Here is a 22,472-nt window from a genome sequence, read left to right as displayed (position 1 = left end):
TATGAATATTGAAAACACAAAAGCTCAGATGCGTAAAGGTGTTTTAGAATTTTGTATCTTGTGCGTCTTAAGAGACAAAGAAGCATACACTTCTGAAATATTAGACACTTTAAAAAGCGCTAAATTGCTTGTGGTAGAGGGAACCGTTTATCCGCTATTGACAAGACTAAAAAATGACGGTTTACTCAACTACCGTTGGGAAGAATCAACTTCTGGACCACCAAGAAAATATTACGGTTTGACAGAAATAGGAAAAACATTTTTAACTGAATTAAATGGTACTTGGACCGAATTGTCTGATGCCGTAAACATCATCACAACTAACAAATCAAAAAAGTCATGAACAAAACAGTAAATATTAATATAGGTGGTTTAATTTTTCACATAGATGAAGATGCATACCAAAAATTAACCCGATACTTCGAGGCTATTAAACGTTCTCTTTCTAATTCTTCTGGAAAAGATGAAATCATGAAAGACATTGAAATGCGGGTTGCTGAGTTGCTTACTGAAAGACAAAAAAGCGACAAACACGTAATCAATAATAAAGATGTTGATGAAGTAATTACAGTTATGGGACAACCAGAAGATTACCGACTTGACGACGATTCAGACGATAAAGCCGCTGCTGAACCATTTTATCCATATACAAAATCCAGAAAACTGTATCGTGATAAAGACAGGGGAACAATTGCCGGTGTTTGTACAGGTCTTGGACACTATTTCGGAATTGATGCCGTTTGGTTAAAAATCTTATTCCTGATATTATTCTTCGGATTCGGAACCGGATTTATTGCCTATATCATTCTTTGGATAGCAATGCCAAAAGCAGTAACCACCTCTGAAAAACTAGAAATGACTGGTGAACCTGTTACCATTTCTAATATCGAAAAAAAAGTAAGAGAAGAATTTGACAGCGTTTCTAACAAGTTTAAAAATGCTGATTATGACAAAATGGGAAACGAAGTCAAAGCCAATGCTACTAAAGTAGCTGATGGTGTTGGAGAAATTTTTATGAATATTTTCAAAGTATTTGCGAAAATATTAGGAGCCATCATTGTAGTTTTTTCATCTCTTTCTTTACTCGGAATCTTTATTGCTTCAATTGTATTGATGTTCTCATCATCTATGCCGGATAATTATATTCTAAATCATATTAGCACACCAATTGGCTTAGAAACACCTATTTGGGCTCAGGGTATACTATTCCTTTTAGCATTTGGAATACCAATGTTCTTTTTCTTGCTACTTGGTTTAAAACTATTAGTAACCAACTTAAAATCGATTGGAAACATTGCTAAATACAGCTTGTTGGGTATATGGGTAATTGCTGTTGGTGTACTAATTTCATTGGGAATAAACGAAGCTACTCAAATCGCATACGATGGTAAAACTGTTAAAAAAGAAGCTATCAATATGTTACCAACTGACACCTTGTTTGTTAAATTTAAAAACAATGATTTTTATTCAAAAGATAGTTTTCATCATACCGATTTCAGATTAACTCAAGATGAGAATAACAACGAAATAATATATTCTAACAATGTGACTATTGAAATTATGAAAACGGAAGAAGCATTACCATACATTCAAGTTGAAAGACTAGCAGTTGGAAAATCAGCCGTTCAAGCAAGAAATCGTGCAGAAAAAATTAAATACAGTTATAAAATTGAAGGAAATCAATTAATTTTAGATAATTATTTACTTACAGCTGTTGCCAATAAATTCAGAGATCAAAAAGTAGAATTGTTCCTTTATTTACCAAAAGGAACCTTGTTCAAAACAGACGAGATTTTTAAGGACTATGATAGAACAAATAACGACTTTTTCAATCTGCACTATAGTTCAAAAGATTACATATACAAAGTGGACGAATCTCAGGTAAAATGCTTAAACTGTCCGGTGGATGAAAATGAATATGGAGATGTTGATGGAGAGGAAGTGAATATCACAAATGAAAATGACAGCACCGATGTGGTAACTGTAAAAGTAAATGGTAAAATAGTCACAGAAACAAAAGCTGGAAAATCAAAATCTGGGAAACTTACTGTTGGCGAAAACGGAGTAATAATTAAATCTAACTAATCATGGTAAAGTTCGTAGTATTTTGCACCAAAATAATTGCAGCAACTATTGCAGCAACATTGTTTAGCTCCTGTCATGTAAGAGATATTCATTTCGGTGATGGCATTGATGGTAATGGAAATGTAAAAACCGAAAAACGCAACGTTGAAGGTAACTTTACAAAAGTAGAAATAAGTAGAGGTATGAATGTAACATTAGAACAAGCGGATACCTATTTTGTAGAAGTAGAAGCCGATCAGAATCTGCAGGAACACATCACTACCAAAGTTGAAAACGGTACGCTTTTTATCTCTTCTGATGAAAATATTGATGAAGCTACTGCAAAAAACGTTTACGTTAAATTGCCTTCATTAACCGCGATTGAAACCACTAGCGGTTCCTCTGTTAAAACAAAAAATACGTTCAGCGGAACTGACATTGATGTAAAAACCAGTAGTGGTAGCGAAACAAATTTAAACTTAGAATATGATGCTATAAAATGTGAAAGTACCAGCGGAAGCACATTGAATGTAATCGGAAAAGCACTTCGATTAAACACGCATTCTTCAAGCGGAAGCACTATTGATGCTAAAGAATTACTAGTAAATGAAGTGGTGTCCGAATCAACAAGCGGAAGCTCGACCGATGTACATCCTTTAGTAAGTTTAAATGCAAAAGCATCAAGCGGAAGCTCTATCGATTATGACAGTTCTCCCAAAACAGTTAGCAAAGAAGAAAGTTCCGGCGGAAGTGTTTCCAAAGAATAAGTTAATAAAACATCGCAATGAAAATTGGGATGTTTTTTTTTCTATTTTTGACACTTGAGACTCGTTCAGAAAACGAGACGAATTGTATGAGGTAAAAACAATGATTGTAAATCCATGAGAAAAATAATTACACTAATCTTCCTTCTTCTTACTGTTCTGACATTTGCACAAAAGAAAGAAAAAGTAAAAGGTTCCAAAATTGTTAAATTGGAACAAAAACAAGTTAACGACTTTGAGTCGCTTGAAGTGGAAGACAACTTAGAAATATTTTTGATTAAAGGAAATGAATCCGGAATCGAAATAGAAGCCGATGACAATCTGATAGAATTTGTCGAATATAAATTGACTGGTAAAAACCTCCGCATTTCAACTTCTAGAGACATTTCGAGTTACAAAAAACTAAGTGTTCGTGTAACCTACACCGATAAATTTAATATGCTCATTGCCAAAGATGAAACCAATGTCACTGCTTTATCGGATGTTGCTTTAGATAATGTTACCTTTAAAAGCTATGACTATTCTAAATTGTTTTTGAATGCTAAAACCAAGAACTTCACTTTGATGGCTAACGATAAATCAAAAGTGGAACTCAATTTAAAATCTGAAAAAACAGCCGTTGACGTAAGCAAAAGTGCTTATGTAAAAGCATTAATTTCTAGTGGAGAAATGAAATTCGATATGTATCAAAAATCATCCGCCGATGTTGAAGGTGATATTTTAGATTTAAAACTCCGTTTAGATAACAACACGGATTTCACTGGTAAAAAATTAACCGCGAAAAATGCATTGGTAGAAACAAGTGGTTATGCAAAAACCAGCATCAACATTAGTAATATAGCAACTATAAATGCCTCGGGAAATAGTGAAATAGAGTTATATGGCGAACCTGTAAAAATTGATGTTAAACACTTAACTGATAGTGCCGAGCTTAGAAAAAAACCATCAAAATAAAAAATCCCGTCTGGTTCAAAAAACTAGACGGGATTTTTTGTTATGCTTATTCCCCTCTTGAGGGGTTTGATATTAAGAGGAGAATGTCCAGTAGACATTCGGTAAAGGGCGGAGTAGTCCTTGTTAACCAGCAATCTGAATAAGTGGACATCCGCAAAAGGGCATTGTAGACTACTCTAAAGAAGCCAAATAACGTTCCGCATCCAAAGCTGCCATACAACCCGTACCTGCTGCAGTTATCGCCTGACGGTATACATGATCTGCCGCATCACCACCCACAAAAACTCCCTCTACATTAGTTTTAGAGGTTCCTGGTTCATTAATGATATAGCCCGTTTCATCCAAATTCAAATAGTCTGCAAAAATAGCAGTGTTTGGTTGGTGTCCAATAGCCACAAAGAAACCAGTCGCCGGAATATCAAAAACTTCACCGGTTGTTTTATTTTTTGCTTTTACTGCAGTCACCACTTGCCCATCTCCCAATACTTCAACCGTATCATGATTCATCAATATGGTAATATTCTCGGTTTTGCGAACACGCGCTTCCATGATTTTAGAAGCCCTGAATTTTTCACTTCGCACCAACATAGTAACTTTTTTACAAAGCTTAGATAAGTAATGTGCTTCTTCACAAGCCGAATCTCCGGCACCAACAATCACTACTTCCTGATTTCTATAAAAGAAACCATCACAAACCGCACAGGCCGAAACGCCACCACCCATTTGCAAATAATGTTGCTCCGAAGGCAATCCTAAATATTTAGCGGAAGCACCTGTAGAAATAATCACGGTTTCAGCATGAATTTCTTTAGTATCGTTTATCCAAACTTTATGAATACTACCTGAAAAATCTACTTTCGTAGCCCAACCATCTCGAACATCAGTTCCAAAACGTTTGGCTTGTTCCATAATATTAATCATCATTTCCGGACCCGTAATACCTTCGGGATTTCCAGGCCAATTTTCCACTTCATTCGTCGTAGTTAACTGACCACCAGGTTGTGTTCCCTGATATAACACGGGATTCATATTAGCTCTGGCCGCATAAATCGCTGCAGTATAACCCGCAGGCCCCGAACCTATAATTAAGCATTTTATTTTTTCAATCGCTGACATAATCTGTAGTTTAATTTGGTCGCAAAGGTAAACTTTTAAGTCGAAAATAAATTCGCTAAACAATCGCTAAACGCAATTTGTGAATAAGATTAGATTATTGTTGAAAAACATTTTGTGAACTGATTTTTAGTATTATATTTGCATTCGCTTTCGGGGTGTAGCGTAGCCCGGTTATCGCGCCTGCTTTGGGAGCAGGAGGCCGCAGGTTCGAATCCTGCCACCCCGACAAATGAATCCTTTCTGTTTTACAGAAGGGATTTTTTTATTCTTGATTCTTGATTCTTACCTCTTTTTCCTTTTCTCTATTTTCTATTATCTTTTCTCTAAAAACTTCCGATATAATTTCTATTTTTGTTGAAACTAATCTACACAACTATTTATGTTAATTATTGGAATTGCTGGCGGTACCGGAAGTGGAAAAACAACTGTTGTACAACAGATTATTAATGAATTACCCGAGACCGAAGTGGGTGTAATCTCGCAAGACTCTTATTACAGAGAAAATAATAACCTGAGTTTTGAAGAAAGAGCACTTATCAATTTTGATCATCCTCGCGCCATCGATTTCGAATTGTTAGTCCAACATCTTGCTGCCTTAAAAAAAGGTGAAATCATTGAACAGCCTTTGTATTCATTCGTAACACACAACCGAACAGACAATTCCATCATCACGCATCCCAGAAAAGTAATGATTGTAGAAGGCATCCTAATTTTGGCCAACCCAGAACTAAGAGAAATGTTTGATGTTAAAATATTTGTTCACGCCGATTCTGACGAACGTTTAATACGCCGGTTAAAAAGAGACATTGCCGAACGTGGACGGGATATGGAAGAAGTGTTAAACCGCTACCAAACGACCTTGAAACCAATGCACCAGCAGTTTATTGAGCCTACAAAAGGATTTGCTGATATTATAATTCCTAATGACAAATACAATACCGTGGCAATTGATGTTGTAAGAGCCGTTATCAATCAAAGAATTACCTAAAATGAGTTACTTTAAAAACCTAACGAATGCCTATCCTATTCTGAAAATTCTCGGAAACAGATACGTTATTGTATTGGTTTTTTTTACCGTTTGGATGTTGTTTTTAGACAATACTTCCTATATGGAACACCGAATCCTAAACAAACAACTCAACGAACTCGAAGACAATAAAAAATACTATCAGGACGAAATCAAAAAAGATGAAGAAAACATCAAAGAACTTAAAAATCCTGATCTGCAAGAAAAATACGCCCGCGAAAAATACTATATGAAACGCGATAGCGAAGATATTTACATCATCGAATTTGAAGGCGATTCTATCAAGGACGAAAAAACAAATTCTAAATCTTTATAAGGTAACATTATGGCTAAGTTATTTGATGCTTTCGAACCTGTTTCCTCAAAACAATGGAAACAACAAATTCAATACGAACTAAAAGGAGCCGATTACAACGACACATTAGTATGGGAAAGTCTGGAAGGGATAAAGGTTAGGCCCTTTTATCACGAAGATGAAACGGAAATAAAATACACCCTAAAGGAAAACACCAAACCTTTTGAAATCCTTCAAAACATCTATGTTCATGATGTTGCTTTATCTAATAAAAGAGCCCTGGAATCTTTAACCCGTGGTGCCGAAAGCATACGTTTTACAATTGAAAATGAGAATGTTATCGTAACCGACTTAATGCAAAATCTTCCTTTAGGAGATACTCCCTATTTTTTTTATTTGCCTTTTCTATCAATCGATTTCGTAACTAAAATTAATGAATTTGCAGCCAAAAATAACGCGAAGTGTATCATCCAACTTGACCCTATTGGGCAACTAGCCAAAGACGGAAACTGGTTCGAAAACGGTGACAAAGACTTTGAAAAACTAAACATTATCTCAAAGGATTACCCACTTGAGGTTTGCCTGAAAGGCGGGATGGTTAATATCAATGCCTCCCTCTACCAAAACGCCGGTGCCAATATGGTACAGCAACTCGCCTATACTTTAGCACACGTCAATGAATATTTCAACCGAATCAAAAGCATAAGCCAACCTATAACAATTGAAGTTGCTGTTGGAACAAACTATTTTTTCGAAATAGCAAAACTAAGAGCCTTGCGTTTATTGTTCAACACCTTGGCAGCCGAATACAAGCACACTTTTGATTGCCATATCATTGCCACACCAACCAAACGGAACAAGACTTTATACGATTACAATGTCAATATGTTGCGCACTACTACCGAGTGCATGAGTGCTATTCTAGGCGGTGCCGATGCAGTTGCCAATCTGCCTTATGACGCTTTATACCATAAAGACAACGAATTTGGTGACCGAATTGCACGAAACCAATTATTGGTTTTAAAACACGAAAGTTATTTTGACAAAGTCAGTAATCCAGCTGATGGAGCCTATTACATCGAATCGGTAACCGAACAACTAGCCGAAAAGGCTTTGCTATTATTCAAGGAAATCGAAGAAAAAGGGGGCTTCATTACCCAACTCATCGATGGCAACATCCAAAAGAAAATCAGCGAAAGCGCCGCCAAGGAACAGGAATTGTTTGATTCAGGAAAAGAAGTTTTATTGGGAACCAACAAATACCCCAACAAGAATGATAAAATGAAACACGATTTGGAATTGTTTCCATTCCTAAAACAAAATCCACGTAAAACCTTAATCACACCGATTATTGAAAAGCGTTTGGCTGAAAAGTTAGAACAGGAACGATTAGAAAAAGAATAATTTTCGTAAATTCACAAAAAGAAAATGATGGAAGCTATCAGACAATTTGTAAAAGTTAAAAATCATCAGATAAACATAACTTTACCTGACAATTTTACGGCAGAGGAAGTAGAAGTAATAATCATAGCCAAAAACGAAAATGATTTTCAACTTTCAGACAATCAAATAAAACTTTTAGATGACAGAGCAAATGAACCGGAATCTGAATACATAAAGTCATCTGAATCTTTAAATAGAATTAAAGAAAAATATGGGTTTTAAAATTATTGTTTCTAAAAAAGCACAAGATGAAATTGAAAACGCAACTGACTATTATGCAGAAATAAACATAACACTTGCTTTAAAATTCTTCACCGAACTAAAAGCAACATATAATACGCTTAAATTAAATCCAAATTATCAAATAAAACATAAAAATTACAGAGCAGTTCCTCTAAAAATATTCCCGTTTTTATTATTTTATGTAGTTGATGTAGATAATAAAACCATAAAGATTCTATCTTGTTTTCATACATCAAAAAATTCAAAAAAATATCCTAAATAGTTTTTTAAACTATGAGAAAAAATATCCAACACATAAAGCTAAGTAATAGCCAAAAGGCTGAAAGTAAAAGTTTGCCCACCAACAACTATAGTACCGCCGAAGGCATCGAACTCAAACCTTCCTACACGGAAGCCGACATCGAAAACCTTGAACACATTGGTTTCGGAGCAGGCTTTGCCCCTAACCTTCGTGGTCCTTATGCAACGATGTATGTACGTCGACCATGGACCATCCGTCAGTATGCCGGGTTCTCAACTGCCGAAGAAAGTAATGCTTTTTATAGAAGAAATCTTGCCGCAGGGCAAAAAGGATTATCTGTAGCATTCGATTTAGCAACGCACCGTGGCTACGATTCGGATCATGAACGTGTAGTGGGCGATGTCGGAAAAGCGGGCGTTGCTATTGATTCTGTCGAAGATATGAAAGTCTTATTCGACCAAATCCCGTTAGATGAAATGTCGGTTTCTATGACCATGAACGGTGCCGTTTTGCCCATCATGGCTTTCTATATAGTAGCTGCTGAAGAACAAGGTGTGGCAACCGAATTACTTTCGGGAACCATACAAAACGATATCCTAAAGGAGTTTATGGTGCGTAATACCTACATCTATCCGCCAACGCCATCGATGAAAATCATAGCCGATATCTTTGAATATACCAGCAAGTACATGCCAAAGTTCAACTCGATATCCATCTCAGGTTACCACATGCAGGAAGCTGGTGCTACAGCCGACATTGAGTTAGCGTACACTTTAGCAGATGGTTTAGAATACATACGTACCGGTTTAGCAACGGGAATGAAAATCGATGAGTTCGCTCCACGCCTATCGTTCTTTTGGGCTATCGGAATGAATCATTTTATGGAAATCGCTAAGATGCGTGCTGGTAGAATGCTTTGGGCCAAACTCCTAAAACAATTCAGTCCTAAAGACGAAAAATCATTAGCATTAAGAACACATTGTCAAACTTCGGGCTGGAGTTTAACAGAGCAAGACCCTTTCAATAATGTAGCACGTACCGCAATTGAAGCCGCTGCAGCAGCCTTTGGCGGAACCCAATCCTTGCATACCAATGCCTTAGATGAAGCGATTGCATTGCCAACGGACTTCTCAGCACGTATTGCACGTAACACACAAATATACCTACAGGAAGAAACCAAAATCTGCAAAACAGTCGACCCTTGGGCCGGTAGTTACTATGTAGAAAAGCTTACCGCAGAAATTACCGAAAAAGCCTGGGCACTAATTGAAGAAGTGGAATCTCTTGGCGGAATGACCAAAGCCATAGAAGCCGGAATTCCAAAACTCCGCATCGAAGAAGCCGCCGCTCGCAAACAAGCACGTATCGACAGCACACAGGATATTATTGTCGGAGTCAACAAATACCGTTTGGATAAAGAAGACCCATTGCAAATCCTGGATGTCGATAACCAAATGGTGCGCAAACAGCAAATCGAGCAATTAGAACAAATCAAAGCCACCCGCAATACCGAAAAGGTAAAAGAATGCCTGGCAAATTTAACCGAAGCAGCTAAGAACGCATTTACGGATAATACAGGAGATTCCCGCCTACGCGGGAATGACAATAGCGGTAATGACAATAATTTATTATCTTTAGCCGTAGAAGCAGCCCGAAACCGAGCCACACTAGGAGAAATCAGTGATGCCTTAGAAGTAGTTTTCGGTCGCTATAAAGCACAAATCAGATCATTCAGCGGCGTGTACAGTAAAGAAATCAAGAACGATAAAAGCTTTGAAAAAGCCAAACAATTAGCCGACGCTTTCGCCAAGAAAGAAGGTCGTCGTCCGCGTATCATGATTGCCAAAATGGGACAGGACGGTCACGACCGTGGTGCCAAAGTAGTAGCCACAGGATATGCCGATGTAGGCTTTGATGTCGACATCGGACCTTTATTCCAAACCCCACAGGAAGCTGCCAAACAAGCTGTAGAAAACGACGTGCACATCCTCGGCGTTTCCTCTCTAGCTGCCGGTCATAAAACCCTAGTTCCGCAAGTAATAGAAGAGCTTAAGAAATACGGTCGCGAAGACATCATGGTTATTGTTGGTGGTGTAATACCCGCACAAGATTACCAGTTCCTTTTTGACGCCGGAGCCGTAGCCGTATTTGGCCCCGGAACCAGAATTAGCGATGCTGCAATTAGTATTTTGGAGGTGTTACTACAAGATTAACTTTTACTGTCTTTAACTACGTTCAGTCGAGCAAGCTCTCGTGTCCCGCGCAGGCGGGAATCCATAACATCAAGCACTCACTTCACAGTGGGTGTTTTTTATTTAAAATGTACACTTTTAGTGTAACACCATTTAAAATTCCATTACTATTTTTGGAGACCAATTATAAATAATCCCGTTAGGGATTTAATTAGGGTAGAAAATAATCAAACAAACAAAAAAGTCCCACTAGGGATGATATATTATTAATTACACAACGATATGTTTTTATAAGCCGACACAGATTATATCATCCCTAAAGGGATTTCTCCTAATACTACCAATTCTTTCTACCTAAATTGAATCCCTAAAGGGATTAATAAAAGTTAAGTTTGTAAATTGCAAGCCCATGACAATCCAATCCTTCCCATCTATCGCTGATACTACTGCCAAAATCCTAATTCTAGGCACGATGCCCGGAGCACAGTCCTTAGCATTGAACGAATATTACGGAAACCGTCGGAATCATTTTTGGCAACTGTTGTTTACCCTTTGCAACGAGTCCTACAGCACCGATTATCAAACAAAGAAAAACCTCATCCTCACTAATCGTATCGCCCTATGGGATGTCTTGCAGGCTTGCGAACGCCAGGGTAGTCTGGATAGTGCCATCTTAAAGGAAGTGCCCAATGATTTTGATGACTTCTTAAAAACCCACCCATATATTACCCACATCTTTTTTAATGGACAACAGGCTGCTAAGTTCTTTAAAAAATATGTTACCGTGGACAACAGTTATACTTTGGTAACCTTACCCTCAACCAGCCCAGCCAATGCAGGGTTTTCTTTTCAAAGGAAATTGGAAGCGTGGAAGCAGATAGTGGAAAATTAAACCAAACTATCACGGGTAAAATGTACACTTAAAGTGTAACACCCTTTAAAATTTCATTTCTATTTTTGTAGACCTGACAGGTTTTAAAAACCTGTCAGGTCTAGAAGATACAACGATGAAAATAATTCAACCTCTTGAAATCGGAAAATACTACCACATCTATAATCGAGGAATAAATAGTGATATACTATTCAAAGAAAGTTCAAATTACGAACACTTTTTAAGGTTATATGATACCCATATTGACCCTATAGCAGAAACTTTTGCTTGGTGTTTAATGAAAAATCACTTTCACTTTTTGGTTAGAATAAAAGACAATGAGGAAATCACAACCGAAAAGAAAATCCCTCCTTCTCAATCTTTTTCAAATTTATTCAATGCCTACACAAAAGCATTCAACAAAAGTTATAACAGGCATGGAGCTTTATTTGAAAGACCTTTTAAAAGAAAGGAAATTAATTATGATAATTATTTTCAAAATACCATAGTCTATATTCATAATAATCCTGTAAATCATACTATTTGCGAACATCCTTTGGAATATCCATGGAGTTCCTACATTAGTTCTATTTCAGATAAACCAACAAACCTTCAAAGAAAAGAAGTAATTAAAATCTTCGGTGATATTGACAATTTTAAATATGCTCACCAACTAAAAAGAAGTGATTCTTCCATAGAAACTTTCTTAGGAATTTAAACCTGACAGGTTTAGACACCTCTTTATTAAAGGTGCCAAAGATTAATAATGCCTTAAACCTGACAGGTTTTAAAAACCTGTCAGGTTTAGCCCCAAATAAAACCCATAATCCTCGCTTTTCACATCAAAAAATCGTAACTTTAAAGTACTAAAATTGGCCATCTGTTTGCCCCGAAGACTAATTTAACAATCTTTAAAATTAAACAATATGAAAGCAACAAGAAGAGTCGGTATTTGGTTAGACCATACCACAGCACGTGTGATAGCATACAACACCGAAGAACTAAAAGCAACAACACTAAAGTCAGACCTAAGAGGATTAGACAACCAAGAGGGTTTGCAACACAGTGAAAGTTTGTTACAGCACAAAGAAAACCAAAAACTAAAAGCTTTTTACAAAGCCATTATAGCCATTATCAAAGACTATGACGAAATCCTTCTTTTTGGACCAACGGGTGCAAAAGTCGAGTTGTTCAACCTTATTCGTGAAGAACACAAATACGATAACCTGAAAATTGAAACTAAGTCAGCCAAAAAAATGTCACCACCCGAGGAACACGCCTTTGTGGTTAACCATTTTAAAACAGTCCTTAATTACGAGAGCCCGTTTATTAAATAAAAGAGTTTATAGTTTGGTAAAAAACACCCGCTGAGAAGTGGGTGTTTTTTTACATCTAACCCCGCTAGGGTTTAATATGGTTAGATGGATAATCAACAAAACAAAATCCCGTAGGGATTAAATCTGGGTAGAAAAAATAATCCATCAATTACCAAAATCCCGTTAGGGATGATATAAATCTCCAAACAATCATGTCATTCTGACGAAAGATGAACTGCAAAGCAATAATTACAAAACATGTGTTTTTATAGCTTTATTATATTTTGATAAATTTTTCATGTTACAACACTTTTCATGATTTTTTTGTATTTTATGAGAATTTTATCGATACTTTTGTTATCAATTACTATTTCCGTATGGCCGAAAAATTAACGTACATCGACCTCTTTGCGGGTGCATCCGGTATGTCGGAGGGCTTTATTAATGCAGGTTTTGAGCCAATTGCTCATATTGAAATGAACCTAGAGGCATGTCAGACTATCAGAACAAGAGCAACCTATCATTATCTAAAATCCATTAATAATCTCGATTTATATTACCAATATATTAAAGGTGAAATAACACAGGAATCTTTTTTTAAAGAGATTCCGAAAGAGATTATCGACTCAGTAATAAATATTGAGATTAATGACGATACGATTTCTAATATTTTCAAAACCATAAGAAAATCCAAAAAGAAAATCGACTTAATTATTGGAGGCCCGCCCTGTCAGGCTTATTCTTTACTAGGAAGACATCAGGAGGATATTGAAAACGATCCCAGAAATAAATTATACATTCAATATGGCAGATTTTTAAAAGAATTTGAGCCAAGAGCATTTGTATTTGAAAATGTTCCTGGTATGTTAAGTGCTAACAAAGGACTACATTTTAAAAACCTCAAGGCCTATTTCAGAAGAATTGGGTATGAAGTATACCATGATACCCTTAATGCAGCTGACTATGGTGTAGTTCAAGCCCGTAAACGTATTATCATAGTAGGCTGGAAAAAAGAAAAGGATTTTGGTTTCCCAGAATTTCAAAAAATAATAAAACAATATACAGTTAATGATGCTTTTACTGATTTACCTGTTTTAAAACCAGGCGAAGGATTTAAAAAAACACCTTATACCGAAATCAAAAACGAATACTTACAACGCTTTGAATTGCGTAACGGTGTCGATTTCGTAACACAACACATTTCAAGACCTCATAATACAAGAGATTTAGCTATTTACAAAACAGCCATTCAAAAATGGAATAAAGGTAAAGAACGGTTAAGATATCCTGATTTACCAGAAGAACTAAAATCACACAAGAATCAAACTTCCTTTATTGACCGATATAAAGTGATTGACGGAACAGGAGTGGCACATACGGTCGTAGCTCATATTGCGAAAGATGGTCACCACTACATACATCCTGATATTAAACAATGCCGCTCTATATCAGTTCGCGAAGCAGCAAGACTACAGTCATTCCCAGATGATTTTTATTTTGAAGGGTCAAGATCTGCTGCTTTTAAACAAATTGGTAATGCGGTTCCGCCTTTAATGGCGAATGCAATTGCTAAAAAAATGAAAGATTTATTATAATGGATTTAAAATCACAAAAAAACTTTTTTCAACCAAGAGCAAGATTATTGCTCCAACTTGGAGATAAACTAATCAAAAATGAAAACATTGCATTGTTAGAGTTAATAAAAAACTCTTATGATGCTGATTCAAGGTGGGCAAAAGTTAAACTTGTAAATATTGGCAATAAAGACAAAGGATACATTGAAATTATTGATGAAGGAGAAGGAATGGATATTGAAATCATTGAAAATGTTTGGTTAGAACCTGGAAGTGATTATAAAGAAAATTTATTTCGAAAAAGAGTCAGAACTCCAAAATACTTAAGGCTTCCTATTGGAGAAAAAGGAATTGGTAGATTTGGTGTACATAAACTTGGAACTAAAATAGAATTAATATCAAAAAGAAAAGATAAAAACGAAGTCGTTGTAAAAATTGACTGGAATGAATTTGCAAAAAACAAATACTTAAAAGATGCAAAATTTGATGTATTTGAAAGAACTAATCCCGAATATTTTAAAGGAAATAGAACTGGTACAAAAATAATTATTTCAGGATTAAGAAGTGAATGGGATAAAAGAATGGTTAGAGAATTATACAAATCTGTTTTTACACTTAATTCCCCTTTTCATAAAACTGGTAAATTCAGAGTAGAATTAGATACAGATGACCCAAAGCTACTTGAAAAAATGCCTAAGTGGGATGATGTTGAAAAGTTTGCGTTATGGCATTTTAAATGCAAAATAGAAGGCTCTGAGATTAAAGAATTTTTATATGAATTTACACCTTGGGCAAGTTTGACAGGTGTTAAATCCAGAAAGATTACTGAAAAGGATGATTATATAAATGATAGATCGACATTAGTTTTTGAAGAGAAAATTAACGGAAAAAAGAAAGAGTCAATTTTAAATCTTTCTAAAAACTATGGTGATAATGATAACCCAAAAACTATCGGCCCAATTAGTTTTGAAGGATATATTTTTGATAGAGATAAATTAACTCTGGATTTGAGTCAACATCAAGGCATTACATTGCTAAAAGATTATCTTGATGAACAAGGAGGAATAAGGGTTTATAGAAATAATATAAGAATCAATGAATATGGAGAAAAGGGCAATGACTGGTTGAATTTAGATATGAGAAGAGTAAACATACCTGCAAAAAGGGTTAGTAATAATATTATTCTTAGCGTGATAGATCTAAACGAAGAGAAAAGCTCAGCATTAATTGAAAAAACCAATAGAGAAGGCTTTATAGAAAATGAGGCTTTTAATGATTTTTGTACTTCTATTCTTTACACGCTTAACATAATTGAAACTTTACGTAAAGACGATAAAGATACAATTAGGAGAAAATTTAATCCTACAGAAAAACAAGAACCAGTAATTAATAGTTTAGGAAAGTTAAGAGATTTAGTTGATTCAAAAGTTGAGCCCGAATCTCTAAAAATAGAAATAACAAAACATCTTGTTAAAATTGAGAAGGATTACAATCATATTAACGAGGTACTATTAACAAGTGCTGGAATAGGTTTGACTATGGGCGTTGGAATTCACGAAGTCCAAAAAGTTATCTCAGAATTAAATTATTTAGTTAAAGAAGAGTCTGTTCCTGAAAATATATTAAACTTGGTAAAACACCTTGATGAATTAATAGAGAATTATAGTGATTTATTCAGACAAGCAAAAAATCAAGAAGAGGACTCCGTAAAGTTAATAAATGGTGCGATATTTAACATTGAATACAGATTAAAAGCCCATAATGTTCAATTAATAAAAGACTATCAAAATAAGCCTAGTAAAAAAATTGAATGCAGCAAGAGACTTATGCTCGGTGCTATAGTAAATATCATTGATAATTCTATTTATTGGTTAGAAAGAAAAAGAAAGAAAATTGATGTAAGTAATATAAAATTTGAAAAAAAGATTCTAATTGACCTCTATAATAATGAAAATTATGTAGATATTTTAGTTGCAGATAATGGTTCTGGATTTGGACTACCAATACACCAACTCACAAAACCTTTTGTTAGCGATAAAACTTCCGGTATGGGTTTAGGACTACATATTGTTAGTGAGGTCATGAAAGTACAAAATGGACAAATTTTATTTCCAGAAATTGGAGAATATGATTTAGAAGATGAATTTGAAAACGGAGCTGTTGTAGTTTTAAGGTTAAACAAAAAGAAGATGATATGATTCTACCTACTAATGGAAAAGTTGTTGTTTTTGATGATAAATACGAAGAAGTAAAAGCATTATTAACTGCGTTAAGTAAACAAAAAATACCATATTTTTATTTCTATGAAGAAGATGGATCTGATTTACCTGACACACAAATTGAAAATGTTAGACTAGTCTTTTTAGATTTACTACTTGTCAATGACAACAATGCTAAAGAAGAAAATATTATATCAGCAATTAGCGCAAGACTAACAAAAGTTTTAGAGCCTAACAGCAATTATATACTTGTTTATTGGAGTACAAAAGAAGACAAATATGGTCATGCAATAAAAATTGCTTTTGAAGACAGATTAAGCAACTACAAACCAATATTAACCATTAGTTTAGATAAAGTAAAAGCAAAAACAGAAGAAGATCCAATAGCTTTTATTATTGATAACATTCATCAAAATGCTGAAGACTTTAAAGTACTAAAAGTTTTTTCATTTTGGGAAAATATTGTCAATAATTCCTCAGGTGAATTGATAAATAACTTTATAAATTTTATTGATAAAGATAAAAAATGGGATGATGTTGCAAAATATCTTCTTTACAAATTAGCATATGCTTATGGTGGAAAGGAGACGTTAGCATTAAATGAAATTGATAAAATTAAAAACTCATTTTACACATTAAATCACTCATTTATAGATACTTTAGAAAATAACATTTCAAAATCTTTATTTGGAAAAGATAAAGAATTCAAAGAAGTGATTTCAACTGAAGGTGATGATAGTTTCAAAACAATAGTTAACAAAAAATTATTAATAGCTGAGGATTCCTTTAATGGGGATTTGCCGGGTACATTTTTTCTTGTCGATAATGAAATTCAAGAACAATTTGACTTAATACAATTTACATTAGATAAGGTAAAACAAAATCAAAAGATTCCTTCTGAACAAAGAGAAGACGTTATTGCTAAAGCTCAACAAAAAGCAGTTAAGGATATTGATAAAGTAAAAATAAGACAAGTTGCATTAAAATCTAATTACAATAATATTGTTAATTCCCTCTTAAGAGATGAAAACAGAGGTTTACGAAGTGAAATAGTTGAGAGCTCTGTGAAAATTGAATTAAATGTTTCTCCCATTTGTGATTATGCTCAACAAAAAATGCCTTGTTGCAGAATTTTACCAGGTTTATTGATTAAAAAGGATTATCCTATCGAGAAAGGTAATGCTTTCAATTACATTTCAGATGCCATAATTAATTTTGATGGAATAGATTATTTACTAGTTTTTGATTTTAAGTATTTATACTCAATTCAAAACTCAACGTCAAAGAAAAGACAAAGCAATTTTAAATTAAGACAACAATTGTTAGCCGATATACAGGTGAAACTGGGAAGTCATATTAATAGAGCTGGAGTTCTGTATTTATAATTAAATTTTATTTAAAAACAATGAACAAAACTCAAAGAGACCAGATTATAGAAAATGCCAAGAACTTTTTCAGAACTGAAATCGTTCAAAATCATATTGACGGAGCGTGTTCCAGAGCAAGTAAACTTTCTGAATATAACGTTAATCCATTCTTATTTAAATATCTGGCTAACTTTTTGACAGGAAATGACGATGCTGAAAGTATTGCCCGAGCTTTGGTTTTGCCAAGGATATTGGGTTCTTCTATTAACACCTCTTTTGGAATGAAAATTCAGAACTTAATCAGTACCCTATTTCAAGGATTAGGTTCTACAACACTCGGAATCGATATAGAGTTTATTGACGAAATTGATGGCAGGAAAAAATACTGTCAGTTAAAGGCTGGCCCTAATACAATAAACCATGATGACGTTAAAACAATTGTTGACCATTTTAAAGGTGTTAGAAATCTTGCTAAAACAAACAACTTAAATATCGGAATTAATGACATGATTGTTGGTATTGTATATGGTGAAGAAGCAGAGTTAAGTTCACATTATAAAAGAATTGGAGAGCAATTTCCTATCCATATTGGGCAGGACTTTTGGCACCGATTAACAGGAGAAAAAGATTTCTATTTTGAGCTAATTGATGCCATTGGTGAAGTGGCCTTAGAAGTTGATGCTAGTCATGTTGTAGAACAAACCATTAAAGCTTTAGCCAAAGAAATTGAAGCCAAATATAAATAAACATGCCTTTACCTTTCCTGATAATACTGATTCAAAAACTTTATAACAGAATACCCGACTTCCTTTCCTAAATTAACAGGAACGGCATTACCGATTTGTTTATATTGTTGCGCTACTGACCCAGTGAATGTCCAATCATCCGGAAATGTTTGTATCCGGGCATATTCCCTTACCGTAAAAGGCCTTGTTTCTTCTGGATGACAACGCTCGGTTTGTTTCTGTGCAGGGCTGCAAGTTAATGTAAGACAAGGCTCATCCCATCCTATTCTTCTGGCTATTCCGGTTTTACCACCACCCAAATGAAAACTTCCTCCCATAAAAGATTTTTGTATTTCTAAAGGCAAGTCTCTCCAATATCCTTTTGGCGGAACCATATCAAGAACTTCTATTTTACTCTTTGGATATTTTGCTCCTTCAGATTGAGGGACATCACAATTGAACAAGTCTCCTTTTTTAAGTGCATCGCTCAAATTATAAATTCGTTTATAAGCTTTTGGATATTCATAGCCTACAGCAATGTCTTTACGGATACCAACCAATATCAATCGCTCTCTTTTTTGCGGGACTTTGTAGTGTATAGCCTTTAAAACTTGAATAGGCACAACTTTATAACCAATTTCATCTAAAATAGAAATCATACCTTCTAATGTTTTTCCATTTTCGTGACTTAACAATCCCCGAACATTTTCACCAATACAAATTGGAGGATTAACTTCTTTGACCACCCTAGCAAATTCATAAAAAAGTGTTCCCCTTGCATCAGCTAAACCGAGTTTTTTACCTGCGTAGCTAAACGCCTGACAAGGAAATCCACCAGTTACGATATCTATTTGACCTTTATACTGTTCAAAACTAAATGATCTGATATCTCCTTCGAGTATTTTCCAGTTGGGTCTATTTTCCCGTAACGTTTGACAAGCCCATTTGTCAAAGTCGTTCAGAACTTCACATTTTAAACCTGCTTTTTCAAGACCAACAGCCAAACCGCCTGCTCCTGCAAATAACTCAATAACTTTATAATCCCTATCTGGTCTGACATAATTTGATACAGATTCTACAATCTTATCATCTAACAAATCACCAAAAAGGTTATCTAAATCTAATTTTCTGTATACCCTATAATTACTTAAAGGCTCCCTTACGGCAGGTAATTTTCCATCATTATCCCATCTTCTCAAAGTTTCTTTGCTTTTTCCCACATAATCTGCTGCCTCTGCAAGAGTCAAATATTCTTTCATAACCATGTTAATTAACATTACACAATGGTTACGAATTTAAATCTTTTATTTGTTAATTTTACAAGTCATTTTTAAATGTTATCAACATAAATTTATTAACAAACTGTATGCTAATTAAAATATATTCCTCCGCAAACTCAAGAATCCTTTCATCTAGTAAACCATAAAAAGCGCCCGCCAAATAAGGCTTTCCAAAATCTTAATGAAATCTTAAGCATTATCTTACTATTACTGGCATATTTCTTGGCTCGCGATTTAAAGTGAAATAGTTCACAAATAATTTTAAATCTAATAGTTATGAAATCAATTTCAGAAAGAAGTTACGGAGCAAGAATCGGTAACGCAGAGAGCATGGTAGCCGCATTGTTAACCTTTAGGGATTACCAACCTATTAAACCAGAGTACAGCATTAGCAGTTTCACTGATTTAATTAACACTACAAAGGGATTCAATAACACTGTAGCTGGAAATAAGCAGGCTTACTCTTTGGCGGTGGAAAACAGAATTCAAGTTTTTGACAAAGGGCAGTATTCTATAGACAAGGTCCTTTCGCCCGTTAATGGAACGGTAAAGGTAATTTATGGAAGAATTAGTAAAGAAGCAAGGGATGTTGCGGGTATCATCTCTAAAATTAGAGGGGCTAATAATCGCAAAAAGGTTAATGTAAAATCTGATCAGGCTATCGTTAGTCAATCTTATCAATCTTATAATTCGAAAGCTCAGTTCTTTGCCGACATGATTGTGAATTTGACCAACTTTGGCACTAATTATCAACCTACCCAAGGAGAAGTTAAAATAGCAGCATTAAATGATCTTTACACTATTGCAGTTGGTGCAAACAATTTAGTTATGAATTCCTTCTCTAATTTTGTACAAACCAATGCCACCCGAATAGATAGTTATTATGCTTTATCTCAAATGGCTGTTAGCATAAAAGATAGTGTTAAGGCTCAATATGGTTTTGGTTCGCCAGAATACCAATTGATAAAAGGATTAAAAGTATAATGAAGTTTAAAAAAATATTTAAAATTTTGCGATAAAAACCTGATAGCCCATCACTATCAGGTTTTTTATTTGTCGAAATATAATAACTCTTTATTTAACTACAAATACATCAGGCTTAACTACAAGTACGCAAGGTTTAACTACAACTACATGACGCTTAACTACAAGTGCACAAGGCCTAACTACAAGTACAGAAAGCTTAACAACAAATACACAAGACTTAACTACAAGTACATGAGGCTTAACTACAAGAACATAAGGCTTAACTACAATTGCACAAGGGTTAACTACAAGGCAAGTAGATAAATTCAAAGACCACCCCGCCTTACGGGCACCCCTCCGAAGGAGGGGAATTTTATCCTTTCTTAAGCCACCCCGCTATACTCATTCGCCGCCCCTGCGTGACCAAAACCTCATGCTCTAGCGCACTGCTTTTAAAGAAAACGGTTTTGCCTTGGGTTGGTGTTATCATTTGGTTGGCATCGGTTTGATAAACCAGTAGTTCTCCCCCATCCTTTATAACCCAATCGGGGTTTAAATAACTAATCATCGAGTATTGACGGCTGGCGTTGTCTTTAAACTGGTCGAGGTGCTTTACATAAAAGTCGCCCGCCTCATAAAGCGAATAATGGAATTCATAACTCTGTATGTTGGCGTAGCAAGTGGCATTTAAGTAGGCCACAAAAGCATCCATCTTTTCGAAGAACTGGTTTTCATAAGGGTCGTTGTGGTCTTTGTCGAGCCAGTAGATTTTGTCTTTGCGTATCAACTGACTATGCTGCAATAAACTGTCGTTGCCAATACCTGCTGGCTTAAGTTCATCATCCTCATGCAGCAACAATAAATTAGACGCTAGGTGTTCACACAAACCATCACTTAAAAAGTGTTCAGAGATGCCAATGGCATTAGCCAAAAATCCTGCAATCAAGTCTTCAAAATCTGCTTCCATACTTCCACACCTGAATTGACAAGTTGTGGCAAGGTAGGGGAATTAAAGGAGTTATCAGTTATCAGTTATCAGTTATCAGTTATCAGTTATCAGTTATGAGTTGTTGGGTTGTGGGTTGATATGAAAGAAGAAAACTCCCATGGGTTCACTTGGACAATTTTTAATTAATTATACCCTTATAGTAACCGATATTCCTGCAATGTCGTAAATATGTCGTAAAAAAATCTGACCAAGAAATCAAATGTCGTAGTAGATTTGTAAAAAAAAAACGATGGAACATAACTTCTCAGCCGAAAAACTAATTGCCTTACGGAAGCTTAAAGGATATAGCCAAGAAAAGCTAGCTGAAGAAGCGGGATTAACTATTCGTACCATTCAAAGGTTAGAAAAAAATGAAGTTTCTCCACAACCTCACACCATGAGTTGTCTGGCCAATGCTTTACAAATCACTATTGAAGAACTTTGTGTTTTAGATGTCAAAACAGAGAATGTAGAAGAAGTAAACAAGCAATTGAGTTTTTTACATTTTTCAGCTGTAGCAGGTTGCATTTTGCCTCTCGGAAATATAATTGTTCCCTGTGTAGTGTCTTTTTATAAAAAAGATAAAAACACGGCATGGAATGTACACCTCAAATCCATTTTAAATTTCCAGTTGAGTTGGTTGCTCTATCTATTTGTTATCCTAATTGTATTTTTCACTATCGAATCTATGGCTTTTGTCATTTTCATAGTTCCAATAATAGTTTTCATAAGCTTGCTCTTTTGCCCAATAGTATCTGGAATTAATGTGATGAAAGGAAAGCAATCCTTTTATCCGCTTTCGCTGAAAATAATCTAAAAACGAGTAT

Annotated in this window: 22 protein-coding genes and 1 tRNA gene; 20 read left to right on the top strand and 3 right to left on the bottom strand. The window is 35.0% G+C overall.

Annotated elements, in window-relative coordinates; all coding sequences use genetic code 11:
• Position 1: 1 nt before the first annotated feature.
• The 4 genes from QWY90_RS06085 (at position 2) to QWY90_RS06070 (ending at position 3,782) form a co-directional block, all read left to right on the top strand.
• Entirely contained in the window at positions 2–343 is a 342-nt protein-coding gene (locus QWY90_RS06085; protein ID WP_290284966.1) for a PadR family transcriptional regulator, read from the top strand.
• Entirely contained in the window at positions 340–2,085 is a 1,746-nt protein-coding gene (locus QWY90_RS06080; RefSeq protein ID WP_290284965.1) for a PspC domain-containing protein, read from the top strand. Before QWY90_RS06085 ends, QWY90_RS06080 begins: the two co-directional genes overlap by 4 nt.
• A gap of 2 nt (positions 2,086–2,087) precedes the next feature.
• Positions 2,088–2,831: a head GIN domain-containing protein gene (locus QWY90_RS06075; protein ID WP_290284964.1), complete on the top strand. Its 744-nt coding sequence runs from the start codon at positions 2,088–2,090 to the stop codon at positions 2,829–2,831.
• A 114-nt stretch (positions 2,832–2,945) separates the two neighbouring features.
• Positions 2,946–3,782 carry a GIN domain-containing protein gene (locus QWY90_RS06070; protein ID WP_290284963.1) on the top strand — a complete coding sequence of 279 codons (837 nt, stop codon included), beginning with the start codon at positions 2,946–2,948 and terminating at the stop codon, positions 3,780–3,782.
• A 171-nt stretch (positions 3,783–3,953) separates the two neighbouring features.
• Here the strand turns inward: QWY90_RS06070 and trxB are convergent, their stop codons facing one another.
• Entirely contained in the window at positions 3,954–4,901 is a 948-nt protein-coding gene (trxB, locus tag QWY90_RS06065) for a thioredoxin-disulfide reductase (RefSeq protein ID WP_290286942.1), read from the bottom strand.
• A gap of 148 nt (positions 4,902–5,049) precedes the next feature.
• Between trxB and QWY90_RS06060 the strand changes: the two genes are divergently transcribed.
• From QWY90_RS06060 to QWY90_RS05995, 14 genes are all read left to right on the top strand, one after another.
• Positions 5,050–5,124 (top strand) — tRNA-Pro (locus QWY90_RS06060).
• 153 nt (positions 5,125–5,277) lie between these two features.
• Positions 5,278–5,886 (top strand): uridine kinase, encoded by a 609-nt coding sequence (gene udk / locus QWY90_RS06055; protein ID WP_290284962.1) that lies wholly within the window; start codon positions 5,278–5,280, stop codon positions 5,884–5,886.
• A gap of 1 nt (position 5,887) precedes the next feature.
• Positions 5,888–6,241, top strand: a complete 354-nt coding sequence (locus QWY90_RS06050; protein ID WP_290284961.1) for an FtsB family cell division protein — start codon at positions 5,888–5,890, stop codon at positions 6,239–6,241.
• A 6-nt stretch (positions 6,242–6,247) separates the two neighbouring features.
• Positions 6,248–7,624, top strand: a complete 1,377-nt coding sequence (locus tag QWY90_RS06045; protein WP_290286940.1) for a methylmalonyl-CoA mutase subunit beta — start codon at positions 6,248–6,250, stop codon at positions 7,622–7,624.
• Positions 7,625–7,648: 24 nt separating this feature from the next.
• Positions 7,649–7,885 carry a hypothetical protein gene (locus QWY90_RS06040; RefSeq protein WP_290284960.1) on the top strand — a complete coding sequence of 79 codons (237 nt, stop codon included), beginning with the start codon at positions 7,649–7,651 and terminating at the stop codon, positions 7,883–7,885.
• Complete coding sequence (locus tag QWY90_RS06035; protein WP_290284959.1) at positions 7,875–8,168, top strand: type II toxin-antitoxin system RelE/ParE family toxin; 294 nt, start codon at positions 7,875–7,877, stop codon at positions 8,166–8,168. Before QWY90_RS06040 ends, QWY90_RS06035 begins: the two co-directional genes overlap by 11 nt.
• 11 nt (positions 8,169–8,179) lie before the next feature.
• Positions 8,180–10,360 carry a methylmalonyl-CoA mutase gene (scpA, locus tag QWY90_RS06030; protein ID WP_290284958.1) on the top strand — a complete coding sequence of 727 codons (2,181 nt, stop codon included), beginning with the start codon at positions 8,180–8,182 and terminating at the stop codon, positions 10,358–10,360.
• A gap of 388 nt (positions 10,361–10,748) precedes the next feature.
• Positions 10,749–11,231 carry a DNA-deoxyinosine glycosylase gene (locus tag QWY90_RS06025; RefSeq protein WP_290284957.1) on the top strand — a complete coding sequence of 161 codons (483 nt, stop codon included), beginning with the start codon at positions 10,749–10,751 and terminating at the stop codon, positions 11,229–11,231.
• Between the two features lie 115 nt (positions 11,232–11,346).
• Positions 11,347–11,928 carry a transposase gene (locus tag QWY90_RS06020; RefSeq protein WP_290284956.1) on the top strand — a complete coding sequence of 194 codons (582 nt, stop codon included), beginning with the start codon at positions 11,347–11,349 and terminating at the stop codon, positions 11,926–11,928.
• A gap of 208 nt (positions 11,929–12,136) precedes the next feature.
• A complete protein-coding gene (locus QWY90_RS06015) occupies positions 12,137–12,547 on the top strand; it encodes a hypothetical protein (protein WP_290284955.1) in 411 nt (136 codons plus the stop codon).
• Positions 12,548–12,810: 263 nt separating this feature from the next.
• Positions 12,811–14,121: a DNA cytosine methyltransferase gene (locus QWY90_RS06010; protein WP_290284954.1), complete on the top strand. Its 1,311-nt coding sequence runs from the start codon at positions 12,811–12,813 to the stop codon at positions 14,119–14,121.
• A complete protein-coding gene (locus QWY90_RS06005) occupies positions 14,121–16,298 on the top strand; it encodes an ATP-binding protein (protein ID WP_290284952.1) in 2,178 nt (725 codons plus the stop codon). Before QWY90_RS06010 ends, QWY90_RS06005 begins: the two co-directional genes overlap by 1 nt.
• The gene (locus QWY90_RS06000; RefSeq protein ID WP_290284950.1) at positions 16,295–17,704 is read left to right on the top strand and encodes a hypothetical protein; all 1,410 of its coding nucleotides are present in this window, start codon (positions 16,295–16,297) and stop codon (positions 17,702–17,704) included. The genes QWY90_RS06005 and QWY90_RS06000 overlap by 4 nt, the downstream gene beginning before the upstream one ends.
• A gap of 20 nt (positions 17,705–17,724) precedes the next feature.
• Positions 17,725–18,432, top strand: a complete 708-nt coding sequence (locus QWY90_RS05995; RefSeq protein ID WP_290284949.1) for a PmeII family type II restriction endonuclease — start codon at positions 17,725–17,727, stop codon at positions 18,430–18,432.
• A gap of 8 nt (positions 18,433–18,440) precedes the next feature.
• On the opposite strand, the gene dcm is transcribed toward QWY90_RS05995, so the two are convergent.
• Complete coding sequence (dcm, locus tag QWY90_RS05990; RefSeq protein WP_290286938.1) at positions 18,441–19,676, bottom strand: DNA (cytosine-5-)-methyltransferase; 1,236 nt, start codon at positions 19,674–19,676, stop codon at positions 18,441–18,443.
• A gap of 345 nt (positions 19,677–20,021) precedes the next feature.
• On the opposite strand from dcm, the gene QWY90_RS05985 reads away from it, so the two are divergent.
• Positions 20,022–20,675 (top strand): hypothetical protein, encoded by a 654-nt coding sequence (locus tag QWY90_RS05985; protein WP_290284947.1) that lies wholly within the window; start codon positions 20,022–20,024, stop codon positions 20,673–20,675.
• 355 nt (positions 20,676–21,030) lie between these two features.
• Here QWY90_RS05985 and QWY90_RS05980 read toward each other — a convergent pair whose 3' ends face one another.
• Positions 21,031–21,624: a 2OG-Fe(II) oxygenase gene (locus tag QWY90_RS05980; RefSeq protein ID WP_290284946.1), complete on the bottom strand. Its 594-nt coding sequence runs from the start codon at positions 21,622–21,624 to the stop codon at positions 21,031–21,033.
• Between the two features lie 271 nt (positions 21,625–21,895).
• Here QWY90_RS05980 and QWY90_RS05975 point away from each other — a divergent pair, with 271 nt between their 5' ends.
• On the top strand, positions 21,896–22,462 hold the full coding sequence (locus QWY90_RS05975) for a helix-turn-helix domain-containing protein (RefSeq protein WP_290284945.1): 567 nt from the start codon (positions 21,896–21,898) through the stop codon (positions 22,460–22,462).
• Positions 22,463–22,472: the final 10 nt, after the last annotated feature.

The organism is Flavobacterium paronense, assembly GCF_030409795.1.
In the GTDB taxonomy this organism is placed as follows: domain Bacteria; phylum Bacteroidota; class Bacteroidia; order Flavobacteriales; family Flavobacteriaceae; genus Flavobacterium; species Flavobacterium paronense.
This window is presented reverse-complemented; position numbering and strand designations above follow the sequence as displayed.